Genomic DNA, 18,481 nt, shown 5'->3' with positions numbered 1-18,481 from the left:
GATGGGATAATTACGAAGTGATAACTTTGTGGGCGTAAAGGGAAAATAATGCGCACTGTAATAGTGCAAAACCCTGCGCGTGAGGCGCAGGGCGTATAGGCAAAGCTTATGTTTTACTCAATGTTCGATTCGATGAACCACAAGAATTTATCCAGGTCGCGGGAAGCGGCGGTGAAGATATCAGCGGTATCTTCGTCTTTCGCTTCGCCAATGGCGTTACGCACATCGTTGGCAACTACCGCGTAACGATCGGCCAGTTCTTTGAGGTGATCCTGCACACTATGGATATCCAGCGGGTAGCTTTTCAGCGCGGTTTTGCTGTTAATCACCTGTGTGGTGCCCAGTGCGACACCGCCCAGCTGTACGGCGCGTTCTGCCATGGTATCAAGGTGGGTTACCAGCGCAGTACGGAAGCCATCCAGCATTTCATGTACGGCAATGAAGTTAGCACCGCGCATATTCCAGTGGGCCTGTTTAGTGATCAGAGACAGGTCAATGAACTGGATCACCTGGCGATTCAGCAGCTCGATGGTCGCTTTTTTATCGCTATCCGATACATCGTTGCGGGTATAAAGCAGATTAGACGCTTTCGTTTTAACCAGTTTAGCGGTACTCATAATCTCATATCCTCTTGATGTTTGTGTCCCAGGAAATTACCGAAACTAAGTATAGCACCAGATTTTCGCTGACAGTCTTGGCTGTACCTATCAGTTCGATAGCGAATATAAAATATAGGAAAGGATTTCAGGATGACGCAACTAATCAAATGAAATGTAAGATAATTCTAATAACTTATTATTTTTAAAATGCGAATGATTCTATTTAATACAGGATGCAGGGAAAAGTAAGAAATAATGTCTGCGGCGGGGTTAGATATTTGGCATAAGAAGGATCTCATGCCAAATAATAGTTATTTAGCCGATATCAATTTTTTTGACTGTCGCTTCCCGACGCAGCGTGAGTGTCGAGCCCATCGACGCAATAATAATCGCCGCCAGCGCCAGCGCTTGCTGGAATGTTAGCGTTTCACCGAGGAAAATCATGCCGGAAATTGCCGCCATCGCCGGTTCCATACTCATCAATGTGCCGAATGTGCGAGTCGGTAAGCGCGTCAGGGCGATCATTTCCAGCGAGTAAGGCAGGGCGGTGGATAAAATCGCCACGGCGATCCCCAGCGGCAGAACAGACCAGTGCCACAGCACTTCACCTGCCTAGAATGCGCCAAGCGGCACAAAAATCACCGCCGCAATTAATGAACCCAGCGCCACTGTCGCCGGGCCATGCTCTTCCCCGGCGCGCTGACCGGAAAGAATATAGATTGCCCAACAAGCGCCGGCACCAAGGGCGAACGCCGCGCCAGTAAGGTCAACATGTGACACATTTTCGCCCAGTGGCAGCAGATACCAGAGGCCAAGTACCGCGAGGATCACCCAGATGAAATCCACCGGGCGGCGTGAGGCAAAAAGCGCCACCGCCAGCGGGCCGGTAAATTCCAGCGCCACCGCAACGCCGAGCGGTATCGTCTGGATTGATAAATAGAACATATAGTTCATGGCGCCGAGCGACAGGCCATAAAACAGCAGCGGCAGACGTTGTTCACGGGTAAAACGTAAACGCCATGGCTTAAACACCACGACCAAAATAATCGTGCCAAGTGCGAGACGCAGCGCGGTGACGCCCGGTGCGCCAACCAGCGGGAAGAGTGATTTCGCCAGCGACGCGCCTCCCTGAATGGACATCATCGCCACAAGCAATATGAGCACCGGCAACCAAACCGGTAATTTACGAGACTGCGCAGGCATCCTTTCTCCCGTCAATTTCTGTCAAATAAAGTAAAAGAGGCAGTCTACTTGAATTACCCCCGGCTGGTTGAGCGTTTGTTGAAAAAAAGTAACTGAAAAATCCGTAGAATAGCTCCCCTCTGATGGTTAATTAACCTATCCATTTAAGAATTATCTGGATGAATGTGCCATTAAATACGCAGCATAATGGTGCGTTGTGCGGGAAAAGTGCTTTTTTTTGAAAGGGTTGGTCAGTAACGGAAACTTTCTGTTACATCAAATGGCGCTTTAGACCCCAATTCCCGCAAAGAGTTTCTTAACTAATTTTGATATATTTAAATGCGTAGGACGTAGGATTTACTTGAAGCACATTTGAGGTGGATTATGAAAAAAATTGCATGTCTTTCAGCACTGGCCGCACTTCTGGCGGTTTCTGCAGGTTCCGCAGTAGCAGCTACTTCAACCGTAACTGGCGGTTACGCTCAGAGCGACGCTCAGGGTATTGCTAACAAAACTAACGGTTTCAACCTGAAATATCGCTACGAGCAGGACAACAACCCGCTGGGTGTTATTGGTTCCTTTACTTACACTGAAAAAGATCGCACCGAAAGCAGCGTTTATAACAAAGCGCAATACTATGGCATCACCGCAGGTCCGGCTTACCGCATCAACGACTGGGCGAGCATCTACGGTGTTGTGGGTGTAGGTTACGGTAAATTCCAGCAGACTGTAGACACCGCTAAAGTGTCTGATACCAGCGACTACGGTTTCTCTTACGGTGCTGGTCTGCAGTTCAACCCGATGGAAAACGTTGCTCTGGACTTCTCCTACGAGCAGAGCCGCATTCGTAACGTAGACGTTGGCACCTGGATTGCCGGCGTTGGTTACCGCTTCTAATCGCTTCGGCGATAATAAAAAATCCGCCCACTGGGCGGATTTTTTTTATCTGCAATTTACTTCAGAAATTACCGCTTACTGCGCGTATCGAAGAGATCAGTGCCGAGATGGTTATAGTCAACTTTCTGTAACTTAAAGTTGGTAATGTACGCTGGCCCGGCTTTTTGCTCGGACATAAAATGGTAAGGGTTTTTAATCTGCTCTGCGCTGATCCCCGTCCACTGCGAAAAGAAACTCAAAAAGTCGTTCGCTGAACGGCGCGCTTTAATTACCCGATGTTTGGTATCGTCGCTGGAAAGCACCATAAATGGCACCTGGAAGTCCTGCTGAAAAGTATCGGCGTGCGCCAGGTACTGCACTTCTTTTCCGCGTTCTTTAATCGCCAGTCCGTGATCCGAGAAGTAAACCATCGAAAAACTTTCGCCGGTATTAACCAGTTGCGAATACATTTTCCCCAGGAAATCATCGGTCTGCGTGATGGAATAGAGGTAGCAGGAGGTCTCTTTTGACTGCACAAACTCATTGTACTTGCCGCCGGTGCGATCGCAGGCCTGCGGGTGCGAGCCCATCAAATGCAGCACAATCAGCTGCGGCTGGGTGCGTTTTGTGCTCAGGACCTGATTGGTCAGTTTTAACAGATCCTCGTCGCGGGTGTTTTTATCTGCTTCGAAGTCACCACGTTTCAAAAACTGCACTTCATCGGCACGCTTAGCGATACTGGCGATGGCGGTGTCGTATTCGCCAATTTGCCCCTGATTAGAAAACCACCACGTCTGGAAACCGGCACGGTTCGCCAGCGTGACAAAATTATCCTGATACTGCGGTTTGTCATCCACCACGCGGTTTAACGTCAGACCAAGGGATTTTTGTGTTGAACCGCTCGCGGAAATGTAATCCGTAAACAGCGTGCCGTTCACCTGGCTGGCAAACGGAGTGTTATTCCAGTGGCCGCCAAAGGCGCCCAGCGCGTCGCGACGTGCGCTTTCGCCAATCACCACCACGTAAGTGTGGTATTTCGGTTTTACCGCCAGCACAGTCCAGGTGTCTTTCACACTGGCGAGCGCGGCCATATTTTTCTGTTCTTCTTTAACAACATAGTAGTTGAACGCCACATCGCGTACGAAACGCAGCACCGGAACACCGGTATCAATGATCCTGAATTCGTAACCTTTGAAATGGTTTTGCACCGGGCCAATAAAATAAGACGCGATGCACACAATCGTGCCCAGCGTGTCCCATTTCAGCCACGGCGTGGATCGCACGATTATCCGGCGGCGCAGCGAAATAACACCCAGCGCAAAAATGAATACGCCGATAGCGTAGTGATACCACGGGAAGATAGTCAGAATTTCCGTCGACTCTTCCATATTGGTCGACAGCAGCGCCAGCAGCGTGTTGAAGTTTGGTGCGCCATATGCCCGACCAAAGGGGAAATAACAGGCGGCAACCAGCGAGATAATCCCGATAACGGTTTTCTGCGCGCGAGGCGCATGACGCCAGAGGATCAGTAGCGCGCAGGTTAAAAGAACCGCATACATCACGCTAAATTCATAACCCAGAGCGAAGTTAATCAACATCGATTGTAAAAAGTAGAAACCCGTCCACGGGTTGAGCGTCTGGCTGCGAAAGGCAACGGATTCTTTAAGGATTAAGCTCATAGATTACTGTCATGAAAACGCCATGTGCTCACCCTGGCGTTAAGGGTCAAAACCTGCCGGACAGTGCGTGTGAAGAGGGGAGGGGGTCCGCATCTGCGAGCCGCAATTTGTGCAGGGCAGCGCAAAGATAGAGCGAGGCGCGTCGAAGGTCAACAGGGGCTAAGCGGTTGTTTTGAGAGAATGATTGCAAATCCAGCAAAAATACGCTGATTTTTAGACGAATTGGCCAGTATGACGGGGAATTGTGACAGAAAAATGAAGCGGCGTACCGCGACGCCGCATTAGTGAGAAGGTTTGTCGGAGTCCTTCTGAGGTTTGCCGGTAATGATATCGGACAACATATTCAGCAGCATTAAACGGACTTTAAAGGGAGAGTGACTAAACACGCGCATACACCTCTTGAACTCATTCATCGTTACCTCCTGCCATTTTCATGCCCTTCGTTCCATGAAGGGTGAACGCATTACATACAGATATAGCACAGGCTATGTTCTATAGCTATGGCTAAGACGTTAATTTTTTGTGCTGATTCACGGATGGTTTACAATGGCGCTTCTCTTATATGATGCTGCACAGGTGTCACACCTTCAGAGGAAGCACAATGAACCGTCGCGCAGGTAAGCAAACAATAAAAAAAGTGACGCTGGTAAATGTAGAAGAGCACGTTGAAGGCTTTCGTCAGGTGCGCGAAGCACATCGTCGCGAACTGATTGATGACTATGTTGAACTGATTTCGGATTTGATCCGCGAAGTAGGCGAAGCCCGCCAGGTGGATATGGCCGCCCGCCTTGGCGTTTCTCAACCGACGGTTGCGAAAATGTTAAAAAGACTGGCAACGGTGGGCTTGATTGAACAGATTCCCTGGCGCGGCGTTTTTTTGACTGCGGAAGGTGAGAGGCTGGCGCAGGAGAGCCGCGAGCGTCACCAAATTGTGGAAAGCTTCTTATTGGTACTGGGTGTCAGTCCTGAAATCGCGCGACGCGACGCCGAAGGTATGGAACATCACGTCAGCGAGGAAACGCTGGAGTGTTTCCGTCGCTTCACCCTGCAACATGAGCAACCTCCTGAATGAGTATGCCGTTCTTCCGCGCCCTGGCGCGCGACCGTTTCCTGCATCTGTTACTGCTTATTGGTTTTGCATTGTGCTTTTTTGCCCCATTTGCGCCGAAAAACTGGCCTGGAGCGATCGACTGGCACACCATTATTACCCTCAGCGGCCTGATGCTGTTGACCAAAGGGGTTGAGCTGAGCGGTTATTTTGATGTGATTGGGCGGCGTATGGTGCGTCGTTTTCATCATCAGCGTCGGCTGGCGATGTTTATGGTGCTGGCTGCAGCGCTCCTCTCCACCTTTCTCACCAATGATGTGGCGCTGTTTATTGTGGTACCGCTGACCATCACGCTGAAGAAACTGTGCGAAATCCCGGTTAACCGGCTGATCATTTTTGAAGCGCTGGCGGTAAATGCCGGGTCGTTATTAACGCCTATCGGAAACCCACAAAACATTCTTATCTGGGGACGCTCTGGCCTCTCTTTCCCGGCGTTCATCTGGCAGATGGCGCCGCTGGCGCTGGCAATGATGGTTACGCTCTTGGTGTTGTGCTGGTTCTGTTTTCCGAAAAAGGCGCTTAACTACCATAGCGGCGTGCAAACGCCGGACTGGCAACCCCGTCTGGTGTGGAGCTGCCTCGGCTTCTACTTAATCTTTATTACCGCGCTGGAGTTGAAACAGGAGCTGTGGGGGCTGGCAATTGTCGCCATCGGGTTCTTGCTACTGGCGCGGCGGGTAGTGCTGAGTGTGGACTGGACGCTGCTGCTGGTGTTTATCGCCATGTTTATTGATGTCCACCTGCTTATTCAGTTGCCTGCGCTGCACGCGGTGCTGAACAGTGCCAGCCAGTTGTCACCTCCAGGGTTGTGGTTGACGGCCATTGGTCTGTCGCAATTTATCAGTAATGTGCCCGCGACCATTTTGCTGCTCAATTATGTACCGCCGGATACGCTGCTGGCCTGGGCGGTAAATGTTGGCGGCTTTGGTTTGCTGCCCGGTTCGCTGGCCAATCTTATCGCGCTGCGCATGGCAAACGATCGCCGCATCTGGTGGCGCTTCCATCTTTATTCCATGCCGATGCTGCTGTGGGCGGCGCTGGTGGGATACGGATTACTCTTATTCAGATAGTGCTGATTTGTCAGTTTATCCTGGCAAATGTATAGCAACCGCCTAACTTTAGTTAACGGCGCATCCCTGGCGCCGTTACCTGACAGGACTGTTGCGAAACTATGGCAGAAAACACAACGCATCCTGACGATGTTCAGGACGATAACAACCAAAACCCACGTAAACGCCCCGGAAAGAAGCCACTGATTATCCTCGCCATTGTTGTCGGCGTGATGCTGATCGTTGCGCTGGTGTGGTGGTTTTTAACCCGTAATGAAGAGACCACAGACGACGCCTTTACCGATGGCGACGCGGTGACGATCGCGCCGAAAGTGGCCGGTTACGTCACCGAGTTGCGGGTGAAAGATAACCAGCGCGTCAAGAAAGGGGATTTGCTGGTCACGATTGACCCGCGCGATGCCACCGCGCAACGCGATCAGGCGCAAGCGCAACTGGGGCTGGCAATCGCACAGCTTCACCAGGCGCAGGCGCAACTGGACTTATCAAAAGTGCAGTATCCCGCTCAGCGTGACGAAGCGCGCGCACAGGTGCTGAAAGCAAAAGCAGACCTGGCGAATGCCGAAGCCGCTTATCGCCGTCAGCGTGGTGTCGATCCTCGCGCCACCACACAACAAAATATTGATAGCGCCAATGCCCAGTTGCGTAGCGCGCAGGCACAACTTGCCAGCGCGCAGGCACAGCTGGAAGTTGCCGACCAGGTGCAGTTGCAAATCCGCCAGCAGGAAACCAATGTCGAAGCGCGCCAGCAGCAAGTGGCGCAGGCAAAAGCGCAGCTGGAAACCGCGAATCTGAATTTATCCTGGACGGAGGTTCGTGCCCCGTTCGATGGCTTTATCACCAAACGCAATGTGCAAAACGGTACATTAGTGCAGGCGGGCACCGCGTTGTTTTCCCTGGTCTCACCGGATGTGTGGGTGGTGGCGAACTTTAAAGAGTCGCAGCTGGAGCGGATGCGCCCGGGGAATAAAGTCAGCGTCAAAGTGGATGCGTGGCCGGATCTGGAGCTGGAAGGGCATATCGATAGCATCCAGCAGGGCAGCGGGTCGAAGTTCGCCGCTTTCCCTTCAGAAAATGCGACCGGCAACTTTGTCAAAATCGTTCAGCGCGTGCCGGTGAAAATCGTCATCGATAAAGGCCTGGATCCCAACAAACCGTTGCCGTTAGGCCTTTCCGTTGAACCGAAGGTGACGCTGGAATGACGGATCACAGCCACGAGAACTGGAAACCCGCCAGTAACCCGTGGGCGGTGGCGTGGGTCGTCACCCTCGCGGTGTTTATGGAGATCCTCGATACCACGATTGTTAACGTGGCACTGCCGCATGTCGCCGGGTCGCTCTCCGCCAGTTATGACGAATCAACATGGGTGCTGACCAGCTACCTGGTGGCGAACGGGATCGTCCTGCCGATCTCCGCTTTTCTCAGCCGCACCTTTGGACGCAAGCAGTTTTTCCTGATCTGCATTGTGATGTTTACCGTCTGTTCGTTTCTGTGCGGAATTGCCACCGAACTGTGGCAAATCATCCTGTTTCGTATTTTGCAGGGCTTTTTTGGCGGCGGTTTGCAACCCACGCAGCAATCGGTGTTGCTGGATTACTTCAAGCCGGAAGATCGCGGCAAAGCATTTGGTTTGTCGTCTATCGCCATTATTGTCGCCCCGGTGCTGGGGCCAACGCTGGGCGGCTGGATAACCGATAACTACTCCTGGCGCTGGGTCTTTTTTATCAATATTCCGGTGGGCATTATCACGGTTCTGGCGATTTACCAGCTGCTGGAAGATCCGCCCTGGGAGCGCAAATCGAAGCAGAAATTGTCCATCGACTGGCCGGGCATTGGCCTGATTGCGCTGGGGCTGGGTTGTCTGCAGGTGATGCTCGATCGCGGTGAAGATGAAGACTGGTTCAACTCCGATTTCACCCGTATTTTCGCCGTTCTCACCGCAATTGGTATTGTCGGGGCTATTTACTGGCTGCTGTATGCCAAAAAGCCGGTGGTCGACTTGCGCTGCATGGCGGACAAGAACTTTACGGTTTCCAGCTTGCTGATGGCCGGCATGGCGATGATCCTCTATGGCAGCTCGGTGGTGATCCCGCAACTGGCGCAGCAGGATCTGGGCTACACCGCCACGTGGTCCGGGCTGGTGCTGTCGCCCGGCGCAGTGTTGATTGTGCTGACCATTCCGCTGGTGCTGAAATTGATGCCGGTGGTGCAGACGCGCTGGATAATCGCCTTCGGCTTTTTCTGCCTGGCCGCCTCATTCTGGTGGTCGCGTACGCTGGCGCCGGATATCGACTTTGAAACGCTGATGCTGTTTCGCAGCGCCCAGTCGATTGGGCTGGGTTTCCTGTTCGTCCCGTTGACGACCATCGCCTTTATCTCGATCCCGCGCCAGCTTAATGCCGATGCGGCAGCGCTGTTTACCATGTTCCGTAACGTGGCGGGATCGGTTGGTATTTCGCTCTCGACGGCGGCGATCACCGAGCGCTCGCAGGCGCATATGTCGCACTTATCAGAGCATACCTCTCCCTTTAATGAGCAATTTCAGCAGGCTTTACGTGAATCCGCGGAGGCGATCCATAACTTCACCAGCCTGGTCGGCGATCCGCTGACCAGCGCTACCGGGCAGATGTACAAAGCGATGATCGCCCAGTCGCGTTTTCTCGCCTATATCGACGTGTTCACCATCCTAAGTTTGGTGGCGTTATTGCTGATTCCTTTTTGTTTATTGCTTTCGCCGATTAAAAGCGAAGGCAGCGCAGGAGCACATTAATATGACGTGGTGTCGTTTTCCCGTAACCCTGTTGTCGCTGTGGCTTGCCGGTTGTGCTGTCGGGCCGGATTACCAGGCGCCCAAACCGCAAACGCTTGCGCGCTGGAACGATCCGGGTGACAAAGCGGTTAAATCGCAGGCCTCTTCGCAGGCGGTGAATCCGCGCTGGTGGACAACCTTCCAGTCGCCGCAGTTGAACAGCCTGATTGAGCGGGCGATTAAAGATAATCTTTCGCTCCAGCAAACCGTCCTGCGCATTGCCGGTGCGCGCGAGCAGATTAACCAGGCGGGTGGCGCGTTTCTGCCAGCGGTTAACGGGTCTCTGAAAGCGACTCGCCAGCAACTGGGTATTGAAGGTGAGCTGAAATCCCATAACGTGGAGGGCCAGTTGCAGGATGCTGACCCGGCGATCAGCGGGGCGCTTGGCGCGCTTACCCAACCGGTAAATCTCTATCAGGGCAGTTTTGATGCCCAGTGGGAACTGGATCTGTGGGGTAAAGTGCGACGCCAGGTAGAAGCGGCGTCCGCGCAGCAACAACAGGCAATTGAACAACGTAACGATGCGCTGGTGTCGCTGGAAGCCGAAGTGGCGCGCGCGTGGCTGCAACTGCGCGGTGCGCAGAACATCATTAGTACGCTGAAAACACAAATCGACAGCGCGCAGCAGACATTTACGCTGACCGAAAACCGGCAAAAAGGCGGCCTTTCACCGCAACTGGATGTGGAAAATGCCCGCGCCCAGGTTGGCAACCTGGAATCGCAACTCCCGCAATATGAAGCGCAGGAGCGCCAGGCGATGAACGCGTTAGCGATCCTGCTCGGTAAACCGCCTGGTGCGCTGGACAACGAATTGCGTAATGCGCAGCCGTTACCCGCGCTGCCGGACATTGTGCCCACCGGAATTCCGTCGACGCTGGCGCGCCGTCGGCCGGACGTTCGCGAAGCGGAAGCCAGCCTGCATGCGGCGACGGCACAGATTGGCGTTTCGGTTGCGCAGTTGTTCCCCAGCTTGTCATTGAGCGGCCAGTTTGGTCTGCGCAACAGCGAAACCAACTGGCTGACCGACTGGAGCAGCCATTTTTATAGCTTCGGCCCGCAGATTTCGATTCCCATTTTCCAGGGGGGGCGGCTGGTGTCCAGCGTCAAGCTGGCACGTGCTGAGCAGGGCGCGGCGGTGCTGAACTATCGGCAGACGGTGCTCAGTGCGCTGGGTGATGTGGAAAATGCGCTGGTCAGTTACCGCGCCGATCAGCAGCGTGAAGCGGGACTGGATAAAACGCTCAGTGCGCTGCAAAACGCTTTCTCGCTTGCCACCGACAGCTACCGTCAGGGGATCGCCAGTTTTATCGATGTGCTGGATGCTCAGCGTCAGCTGGCGCAGGCCAGCCAGCAGCGCGAGCAGGCGCGAGTACAAAGCAGCCTCGATCTGGTGGCGTTGTATAAAGCGCTCGGCGGCGGCTGGGAACCGTATCAGAATGTGCAACTCCCTGATTACAAAGTGTTTGGTGAAGCGCCACGCGGATAATCAGAGAATTGGGCAAGAAACAGGCAGGATCCTCACATTCGCCGCCGCAGAGGATTGCGTATAACTGTCTGCGTCAACTAAACAGATGAGGAGACGCCATCATGCGCTACAAAAAACTGGGTAATACCGGACTGTTTGTTTCTGAACTGTGCCTCGGCACCATGACGTTTGGCGGTGACGACAGCGAGAGCATGTGGAGCAAAATCGGCCAGTTGCAACAGGCGCAAGCCGAGCAGCTGGTTGGCAGCGCGCTCGATGCCGGCATTAACTTTATCGATACCGCGAACGTCTATTCCGACGGGCGTTCGGAGGAGATCACCGGCCAGGCACTGAAAAACCTGAAAGTGCCGCGTGAAAACGTTATCGTCGCGACCAAAGTGTTTGGCGAAACCGGCACCGCCGGGGTGAACTCGCGCGGCAGTTCGCGCTATCACATCATGAATAGCGTGAAAGAGAGCCTCAAGCGTATGCAACTGGATCATATTGATCTCTACCAGTTACATGGCTTTGATCCGGCTACACCCATCGAGGAGACGCTTTACGCGCTGGATAACCTCGTTCAGCACGGGCATGTGCGCTATATCGGCGTCTCTAACTGGGCGGCGTGGCAAATCGCCAAAGCGCTGGGGATTTCTGAGCGTCTTGGGCTGGCGCGCTTTGCCTCGCTTCAGGCTTACTACACCATTGCCGGCCGCGATCTGGAACGTGAACTGGTGCCGATGATGCAGAGCGAAGGCGTGGGGCTGATGGTCTGGAGCCCGCTGGCGGGCGGTTTGCTGAGCGGTAAATATAGCCGCGACGGTCAGGCACAAGCCGGTGGACGCCGCCTGGCGTTTGATTTCCCGCCGGTGAATAAAGACCGCGCTTTTGATTGCGTGGACGTTATGCGCACCATCGCCGACAGCAAAGGGGTTTCCGTGGCGCAAATCGCGCTGGCCTGGCTGCTGCATCAGCCGGTAGTCAGCAGCGTGATTATTGGCGCGAAACGCCCGGAACAACTGGACGATAACATTGCGGCAACGGCGATCCACCTGAGCGATGACGAACTGCAACAACTGGATGCAGTGAGCGCACTGCCGCGCGAATATCCCGGCTGGATGTTTGAGCGTCAGGGGGAATTCCGCCGTAACCAGCTAAAACAACAGTAATTATCCTTCCTCTCAAACGCGACGCTCACCCCGTCGCGTTTTTCTTTTCTTTCGAATAGCGTCACAAAATCGCATCGTCCCTTTTGCCCATTTTTTCGCCGTTATCTATATGACTAGTCATATCTTAAAAATGACTAGTCATGGAGAAGCGCGATGAGCAAAACGTTACCGAACGGCTTTTTATGGGGTAACTCCGTATCCAGCATGCAGACCGAAGGCGCGTGGAACGAGGGCGGAAAAGGGATGTCGGTCTACGATATTCGCGAAGCCAGCGAATTTGCCTCCGACTGGAAAGTCGCCACTGATTCCTACCACCGCTATCAGGAGGATTTCGACCTGATGCAGGATCTGGGCATGAACTGCTACCGTTTCCAGATTTCCTGGAGCCGCGTTTGCCCGCAGGGTGATGGCGAGTTCAATGACGAGGGTATCGCCTTTTATGACCGCTTTATCGACGATCTGCTGGCGCGCGGCATTGAGCCGATGATCTGCCTCTACCACTTTGATATGCCGCTGGCGTTGGCAGAGCAGTACAACGGTTTTGCCGACCGGCGCGTGCAGGACGCTTTTGTACGCTACGGCAAAAAGATGATCGACTGCTTTGGCAGCCGGGTGAAGTACTGGCTGACGTTTAACGAGCAGAATATTTACCACATGCCTGGCGCGTTTCAGGTCGGTGGCTATCTGCAAGGTGAGAAAACCCTGCGTGAGCTTTACCAGATTCAGCACCATGTGATGATGGCGCATGTGCTGCTGACCCATTATCTGCACGCTACCCAGCCCGGAAAATTAATGGGCGGCATGCTGGCGCACCAGCTGGTTTATCCGGCGACCTGCAAACCGCGCGATGTATTTTGCGCCACGCAATATGACGAATTCCTCAATCAAAACTTACTGCGAGTGTATGCCGGGCAGGGGTACAGCCCGGAAGTGCTGGCGGTGGTCGAAAGAGAAGGTTTTCGCGATATCTACCGTGATGAGGATTTGGCGGAAATCGCGCGGGTCAAAAACGACTTTATGGCGTTTAGTTACTACGCCAGCAAAACCCTCGACAGCGATGCCATTGCGCCAGGAACCCCGGTCAATTATTTCCTGCAACAGGGCGATAAAGCGAACCCGTATCTTGAGGCGACCGAATGGGGCTGGCAAATCGATCCACTCGGTTTTCGCGCCATTATTACCCGCTATTACAACGACTGGCGCTTGCCGGTGTTCCCGATTGAAAACGGCATCGGCGTGATTGAAGAGTGGGACGGCGTTAACCCGATTGAGGACGATTACCGCATTGCTTATCACCGCGACCATATCCAGGCGATGCAGGACGCCATCTTTGAGGACGGCGCACAGGTGTTGGGCTACCTCGGCTGGGGCTTGATCGACATTCTCAGTTCCCAGGGCGATATGCGTAAGCGCTACGGCGTGGTGTACGTCAATCGCGAAAACCACGACCTGAAAGATTTAAAACGCGTACCGAAAAAGAGCTATCGCTGGCTGCAACAGCTGATTCGCAGCAACGGCCGCGACATGTAAGTAACGATTGAGAGGGTAGCCGCAATGTCTGACAGCAACATCACGCCGAAAATGCAGTCATTCGTCGATAAATTTGTCGAGTTCTCCGCCCGGCTGGCAAACCAGGTGCATCTGCGATCGCTGCGTGACGCGTTTGCGGCGGTGATGCCGATTTTTATCCTCGCCGGGCTGGCGGTATTGATTAATAACGTGGTTTTCCCCTGGGTGCTGGAAGGGGAAACGCTGGCGCGTTTTAAAGTCTGGGGCGAGGCGGTGATCAACGGCACGCTGAATATCGCCGCGTTATTAATTGCGCCGATGACCGCCTGGTCGCTGGCGCGCAATAAGAACTTTGACAACCCGGTGTCGGCGGTGGTCATTGCGATCTCCAGTTTCATCATCATGATGCCAATGCAACTGGATGTGGTGCCCGTTGGCGGGAAAGCGACGGTAAGCGTGACGCAGATGCTGGCGTTCACCAACATTGGCACGACGGGGATTTTCGCCGGGGTAATTATTGGTTTGCTCTCCACGGAGCTGTTTATCCGCGTCGCCAGCGTGAAGAAATTTGCTATTTCGCTCGGGGAGAATGTGCCCTCGGCGGTGGGGCAATCTTTCTCCTCGCTGATTCCGGCAATCATTACCCTCTCGCTGTTCGCCATTGTTGCGGCGCTGCTGGCGAACCTGTTGCACACGGATTTGATTCACCTTATCACCACGCTTATCCAGCAACCGTTGCGGCAGATTAATACCAGTTTACCGGGCACGCTGTTTATCTATAGCTTTGGTAACTTTCTGTTTACGCTCGGTATTCACCAGACTGTGGTCAACGGCGTGATCCTTGAACCCCTGCTGTTGATTAACACCAACGAAAACATGCTGGCCTTTGCCAACGGGCAGCCAATCCCGCATATCATCAACAGTATTTTTGTGCCCACGTTCGGTATGATTGGCGGCACCGGCAGCACCCTTTCGCTGCTGATCGCCATCTTTATCTTCGCGAAGCAGCAGTCGGCGAAACAGGTGGCGCGGCTCGCCATCTCGCCTGGATTATTCAATATTAATGAACCGGTGATTTTCGGTCTGCCCATCGTCTTTAACCTGCCGCTGATGATCCCGTTTGTGCTGCTTCCGGCGCTGGGGATTTGGTTTGCCTGGCTTTGTACTACGCTCGGTTGGATCTCGCGCTGTGTGGTGATGATCCCGTGGACAACGCCGCCCATTTTAAGCGCCTGGCTGGCCACCGCAGGCGACTGGCGGGCGGTGGTGGTTCAGTTGATAATCATCATCTTTGGTGTATTCTTCTACCTGCCTTTCCTCAAAATAGCCGAGAGAGTGGCCTTAAGAAACAATGGGATAGACTAAAAACGAAGGAAGGCTATGGCGGCAAAATACATCACTATCGCGCGGGAAATTAAGCGGCGCATTCTCAGCCAGCAGTACGCCGCCAGCGCGCCATTGCCGGATCAGTTCGCGCTGGCGGCGGAGTTTGCCACCAGCCGGATGACCATTCAGCAGGCGATGCGCCAGCTAATTGTTGAAGGGCTGGTTTATACCCGTCAGGGCCAGGGCACGTTTATCCGTAAGAATTTCCTGCAACTGTCGCGCTGGGATCTACCCGGTAGCGACTATTTTGGCGCGACCAAAACCTGGGAAAACGTCGGTGAAGTGACCAGTAAAATCATCCGCTTCGAGTTGCGTTTCCCCACGGAAAAGGAGCAGGCCTCGCTGCTGGTGGGGCCGGATGACCCGGTGTATGACTTCATTCGCCTGCGGTTGCTGGAAGGTGAACCGATGTCGCTGGAGTTTACGCTGATGCCGGTAAACCTGGTGCCGGGGTTAAACCGCGGGCATCTGGAAAGCTCCGTGTTTCGCTATGTGCAGGACGATCTGGCGCTGAAGATTATGGGTTCATACCGCATTGTGCGCGCCTTAAAACCCTGGGCGGAAGATAAACAGTATCTGAATTGCGAAGAGACCGATCCGGTGCTGGAAGTGGAGCAGGTGATTTATCTGGAGGATGGCACGCCGCTGGAATATGCCCATTGTCATTACCGTTACGATCACGGTGGCATTATTGTGGTGAATCACGGGTAAAAAAAAGCGGAGCCATTGCTCCGCTTTTTTATGCTATCAACCGTAATCAGTTCAGACGAACCGGCATACCGGAACGGTTCTGAATTGCCTGATCAACCACGTTTGAATCAACATCAGACTGGTTGGTCACGGCCTGCACCGCTTTGGTCAGCGCAATCGGCACAATCTCACCACCGGTGAACTGCGCTTCCGTGGTGGACAGCGGGTTGTGAACTTCGATGTAGCGGCTGCCATCCGGCTCGGTGGTCGCTTTTACCGGCTCATCAATAAACTGTACGCGCGTACCGACCGGCACGTTTTCGAACAGGAATTTGATGTCGTCGTTGCGCAGACGCACGCAGCCGTGGCTCACGCGCAGGCCGATGCCGAAGTTAGCGTTGGTGCCGTGAATGGCGTACAGGCGGCCGATATAGAGCGCGTACAGACCCATCGGGTTATCCGGGCCAGCCGGTACAACCGGCGGCAGCGGTTGACCCATCGCTGCATATTCCGCGTGCATTTTCGCCGTCGGCGTCCAGGTCGGACCGGCTTTTTTACGTTCTACTTTGGTGGTCCAGGCAATCGGGGTGTCTTTACCCAACTGGCCGATACCGATTGGCAGCACGATCACCGTGTTGGTGCCTTTCGGATAGTAGTAGAGGCGCATTTCCGCACTGTTGATCACGATCCCTTCGTGAACCGTATCCGGCAGGATCAGCTGCTGTGGAACATTCATCACAGTGCCGCCTTTCGGCAGGTAGGCATCAATGCCTGGGTTTGCTTCCAGCATGTTGGACAGACCCATTTGATATTCAGCCGCAAAATATTCCAGCGGCTGGTTATTGCCTTCCGGAATAGTGACGACCTGGTTCTGACCGATCAAACGACTGCCATCAGTCGGCAGCGGATATGTAACAGCAGACGCGCTTTTGCAAAATCCCACGACAGCAAACGCCGCCGCTAAAAGGGTTGTTAATTTCATGTTCATCTTATGCAAGACTTATTGCCACACTGGCCGTTGGGTTGAGAATGCAGGAAGCGCATTATATGTGCATTCCACCGTCCAGGGAATTCAGATGTGTACGAAATCACACTTTTTTCCCTTTGCTTGCAGTTTAGTGGCCTGACACCAGGCAGGAATCTAATTCGGAATTGTGGCATAATAGGGTGTTTGTCACATATTTCAGGATACCTCTGTGTTAGTCACCAGCAACGTCACCATGCAATTCGGCAGCAAGCCGCTGTTCGAAAATATCTCCGTCAAATTTGGCGGCGGCAACCGTTACGGCCTGATCGGGGCTAACGGGAGTGGTAAATCCACCTTTATGAAAATCCTCGGCGGCGATTTAGAGCCGACGCTGGGTAACGTCTCTCTCGATCCGAATGAGCGCATCGGTAAGCTGCGCCAGGATCAGTTCGCCTTTGAAGAGTTCAGCGTGCTCGACACGGTGATCATGGGCCATGCGGAACTGTGGGAAGTGAAACAGGAACGCGACCGTATTTATGGCCTCGCGGAAATGAGCGAAGAGGACGGCTACAAAGTGGCCGACCTCGAAGTGCAGTACGGCGAAATGGACGGCTACTCGGCGGAAGCGCGTGCGGGCGAACTGCTGCTCGGCGTCGGTATTCCGGTTGAGCAGCATTACGGTCCGATGAGCGAAATCGCTCCCGGCTGGAAACTGCGTGTGTTACTGGCGCAGGCGCTGTTTGCCAACCCGGACATTCTGCTGCTCGATGAACCGACCAACAACCTGGACATCGACACCATTCGCTGGCTGGAGCAGGTGCTGAACGAACGCGACAGCACCATGATCATCATTTCGCACGACCGCCACTTCCTTAACATGGTCTGTACGCACATGGCGGATCTCGATTACGGCGAGCTGCGTGTTTACCCCGGCAACTACGACGAATACATGACGGCGGCAACGCAGGCGCGTGAACGTCTGCTGGCGGATAACGCTAAGAAAAAAGCGCAGATCGCCGATCTGCAATCGTTCGTCAGCCGCTTTAGCGCGAACGCCTCTAAATCTCGCCAGGCGACGTCCCGCGCACGTCAGATCGACAAAATTAAGCTGGAAGAGGTTAAGGCCTCCAGTCGTCAGAACCCGTTTATCCGCTTCGAACAGGACAAGAAATTATTCCGTAACGCGCTGGAAGTGGAAGCGCTTAGCAAAGGTTTTGATGAAGGCCCGCTGTTTAAAAACTTCAATCTGCTGCTGGAAGTGGGTGAGAAAATCGCCATTCTGGGTGCGAACGGCGTGGGTAAATCCACCATGCTGAAAACGCTGGTGGGCGAGCTTGAGCCCGATAATGGTACCGTTAAGTGGTCTGAAAACGCGCAAATCGGTTACTACGCGCAGGATCACGCCGAAGACTTTGATAACGATCTGACCGTCTTCGACTGGATGAGCCAGTGGAAACAGGAAGGCGATGACGAACAAGCGGTGCGCAGCATCCTCGGTCGTCTGCTGTTCAGCCAGGACGATATCAAGAAACCGGCGAAAGTGCTCTCCGGGGGTGAAAAAGGTCGCATGCTGTTCGGCAAGCTGATGATGCAAAAACCGAACATCCTCGTTATGGACGAACCGACCAACCACCTGGATATGGAATCCATCGAATCGCTGAACATGGCGCTGGAGATGTATCAGGGCACATTGATCTTCGTTTCCCACGACCGTGAGTTTGTTAGTTCGCTGGCAACCCGCGTGATTGAGATTACGCCGCAGCGCGTGGTGGATTTCTCCGGGAATTATGAGGATTATTTGCGCAGTAAAGGTATCGAATAAATTTACCGTCGTCTTTCACGCGACAGGTGTGTTGGCTGCACTTCGTCCCCCGGTCACTGACTTGTGTAAGCTCGCGGGGAGACTCAAGTTGGCCGCCTTCCTGTCGCGCGAAATACTGAGGTAAATACTTTACCGTCCTTTCCCACATCACAG

The 18,481-nt window shown here is 53.7% G+C and carries 15 protein-coding genes and 1 pseudogene; 11 read left to right on the top strand and 5 right to left on the bottom strand.

Features of this window, described 5'->3' with window-relative positions:
• Nucleotides 1–113 precede the first annotated feature (113 nt).
• Both dps and rhtA read right to left on the bottom strand, forming a co-directional pair.
• Nucleotides 114–617: a DNA starvation/stationary phase protection protein Dps gene (gene dps, locus AAIG26_RS03835; protein WP_020457129.1), complete on the bottom strand. Its 504-nt coding sequence runs from the start codon at nt 615–617 to the stop codon at nt 114–116.
• Nucleotides 618–914: 297 nt separating this feature from the next.
• Nucleotides 915–1,802, bottom strand: a pseudogene (gene rhtA / locus AAIG26_RS03830) (threonine/homoserine exporter RhtA).
• 363 nt (nt 1,803–2,165) lie between these two features.
• On the opposite strand from rhtA, the gene ompX reads away from it, so the two are divergent.
• On the top strand, nt 2,166–2,678 hold the full coding sequence (gene ompX / locus AAIG26_RS03825; RefSeq protein WP_020457131.1) for an outer membrane protein OmpX: 513 nt from the start codon (nt 2,166–2,168) through the stop codon (nt 2,676–2,678).
• A gap of 68 nt (nt 2,679–2,746) precedes the next feature.
• Here the strand turns inward: ompX and AAIG26_RS03820 are convergent, their stop codons facing one another.
• Nucleotides 2,747–4,336 (bottom strand): phosphoethanolamine transferase, encoded by a 1,590-nt coding sequence (locus tag AAIG26_RS03820; RefSeq protein WP_343180010.1) that lies wholly within the window; start codon nt 4,334–4,336, stop codon nt 2,747–2,749.
• A gap of 281 nt (nt 4,337–4,617) precedes the next feature.
• Entirely contained in the window at nt 4,618–4,749 is a 132-nt protein-coding gene (gene mntS / locus AAIG26_RS03815; RefSeq protein WP_343180009.1) for a manganase accumulation protein MntS, read from the bottom strand.
• A gap of 188 nt (nt 4,750–4,937) precedes the next feature.
• Between mntS and mntR the strand changes: the two genes are divergently transcribed.
• The 9 genes from mntR to AAIG26_RS03770 all read left to right on the top strand — a co-directional run bounded on the left by mntR (nt 4,938) and on the right by AAIG26_RS03770 (nt 15,560).
• On the top strand, nt 4,938–5,408 hold the full coding sequence (gene mntR / locus AAIG26_RS03810) for a manganese-binding transcriptional regulator MntR (protein WP_020457134.1): 471 nt from the start codon (nt 4,938–4,940) through the stop codon (nt 5,406–5,408).
• A complete protein-coding gene (locus tag AAIG26_RS03805; protein ID WP_045506455.1) occupies nt 5,405–6,514 on the top strand; it encodes an anion transporter in 1,110 nt (369 codons plus the stop codon). Before mntR ends, AAIG26_RS03805 begins: the two co-directional genes overlap by 4 nt.
• A 101-nt stretch (nt 6,515–6,615) precedes the next feature.
• Entirely contained in the window at nt 6,616–7,713 is a 1,098-nt protein-coding gene (locus AAIG26_RS03800) for an HlyD family secretion protein (protein ID WP_343180008.1), read from the top strand.
• Nucleotides 7,710–9,281, top strand: coding sequence for a DHA2 family efflux MFS transporter permease subunit (locus AAIG26_RS03795; RefSeq protein ID WP_343180007.1), 1,572 nt, complete (start codon nt 7,710–7,712; stop codon nt 9,279–9,281). Before AAIG26_RS03800 ends, AAIG26_RS03795 begins: the two co-directional genes overlap by 4 nt.
• A 1-nt stretch (nt 9,282) precedes the next feature.
• A complete protein-coding gene (locus tag AAIG26_RS03790) occupies nt 9,283–10,806 on the top strand; it encodes an efflux transporter outer membrane subunit (RefSeq protein WP_343180006.1) in 1,524 nt (507 codons plus the stop codon).
• A 101-nt stretch (nt 10,807–10,907) separates the two neighbouring features.
• The gene (locus AAIG26_RS03785) at nt 10,908–11,954 is read left to right on the top strand and encodes an aldo/keto reductase (RefSeq protein WP_160270890.1); all 1,047 of its coding nucleotides are present in this window, start codon (nt 10,908–10,910) and stop codon (nt 11,952–11,954) included.
• Between the two features lie 153 nt (nt 11,955–12,107).
• A complete protein-coding gene (locus AAIG26_RS03780; protein WP_097406876.1) occupies nt 12,108–13,484 on the top strand; it encodes a glycoside hydrolase family 1 protein in 1,377 nt (458 codons plus the stop codon).
• 24 nt (nt 13,485–13,508) lie between these two features.
• Nucleotides 13,509–14,828, top strand: coding sequence for a PTS transporter subunit EIIC (locus AAIG26_RS03775; protein ID WP_269231394.1), 1,320 nt, complete (start codon nt 13,509–13,511; stop codon nt 14,826–14,828).
• A gap of 15 nt (nt 14,829–14,843) precedes the next feature.
• Entirely contained in the window at nt 14,844–15,560 is a 717-nt protein-coding gene (locus tag AAIG26_RS03770; RefSeq protein ID WP_017456037.1) for a GntR family transcriptional regulator, read from the top strand.
• Between the two features lie 46 nt (nt 15,561–15,606).
• On the opposite strand, the gene ldtB is transcribed toward AAIG26_RS03770, so the two are convergent.
• Nucleotides 15,607–16,527 carry a L,D-transpeptidase gene (ldtB, locus tag AAIG26_RS03765; protein ID WP_017456038.1) on the bottom strand — a complete coding sequence of 307 codons (921 nt, stop codon included), beginning with the start codon at nt 16,525–16,527 and terminating at the stop codon, nt 15,607–15,609.
• 208 nt (nt 16,528–16,735) lie between these two features.
• On the opposite strand from ldtB, the gene AAIG26_RS03760 reads away from it, so the two are divergent.
• A complete protein-coding gene (locus tag AAIG26_RS03760; RefSeq protein ID WP_020457143.1) occupies nt 16,736–18,328 on the top strand; it encodes an ABC-F family ATPase in 1,593 nt (530 codons plus the stop codon).
• Nucleotides 18,329–18,481: the final 153 nt, after the last annotated feature.

Origin of the sequence: Kosakonia sp. PSU_27 (genome assembly GCF_039409795.1) — a bacterium.
GTDB lineage: Bacteria > Pseudomonadota > Gammaproteobacteria > Enterobacterales > Enterobacteriaceae > Kosakonia.
Note: the sequence above shows the minus strand (reverse complement) of the source record. Positions and strands in the feature narration are given on the sequence as shown.

Bases quoted from the DNA above. Each gene is read 5' to 3' on its own strand.
- AAIG26_RS03800 (WP_343180008.1), top strand. From the start codon at position 6,616: ATGGCAGAAAACACAACGCATCCTGACGATGTTCAGGACGATAACAAC.
- AAIG26_RS03780 (WP_097406876.1), top strand. From the start codon at position 12,108: ATGAGCAAAACGTTACCGAACGGCTTTTTATGGGGTAACTCCGTATCC.
- dps (WP_020457129.1), bottom strand. From the start codon at position 617: ATGAGTACCGCTAAACTGGTTAAAACGAAAGCGTCTAATCTGCTTTAT.
- AAIG26_RS03770 (WP_017456037.1), top strand. From the start codon at position 14,844: ATGGCGGCAAAATACATCACTATCGCGCGGGAAATTAAGCGGCGCATT.
- AAIG26_RS03790 (WP_343180006.1), top strand. From the start codon at position 9,283: ATGACGTGGTGTCGTTTTCCCGTAACCCTGTTGTCGCTGTGGCTTGCC.
- AAIG26_RS03775 (WP_269231394.1), top strand. From the start codon at position 13,509: ATGTCTGACAGCAACATCACGCCGAAAATGCAGTCATTCGTCGATAAA.
- AAIG26_RS03805 (WP_045506455.1), top strand. From the start codon at position 5,405: ATGAGTATGCCGTTCTTCCGCGCCCTGGCGCGCGACCGTTTCCTGCAT.
- ldtB (WP_017456038.1), bottom strand. From the start codon at position 16,527: ATGAACATGAAATTAACAACCCTTTTAGCGGCGGCGTTTGCTGTCGTG.
- mntR (WP_020457134.1), top strand. From the start codon at position 4,938: ATGAACCGTCGCGCAGGTAAGCAAACAATAAAAAAAGTGACGCTGGTA.
- mntS (WP_343180009.1), bottom strand. From the start codon at position 4,749: ATGAATGAGTTCAAGAGGTGTATGCGCGTGTTTAGTCACTCTCCCTTT.
- AAIG26_RS03785 (WP_160270890.1), top strand. From the start codon at position 10,908: ATGCGCTACAAAAAACTGGGTAATACCGGACTGTTTGTTTCTGAACTG.
- AAIG26_RS03820 (WP_343180010.1), bottom strand. From the start codon at position 4,336: ATGAGCTTAATCCTTAAAGAATCCGTTGCCTTTCGCAGCCAGACGCTC.
- ompX (WP_020457131.1), top strand. From the start codon at position 2,166: ATGAAAAAAATTGCATGTCTTTCAGCACTGGCCGCACTTCTGGCGGTT.
- AAIG26_RS03795 (WP_343180007.1), top strand. From the start codon at position 7,710: ATGACGGATCACAGCCACGAGAACTGGAAACCCGCCAGTAACCCGTGG.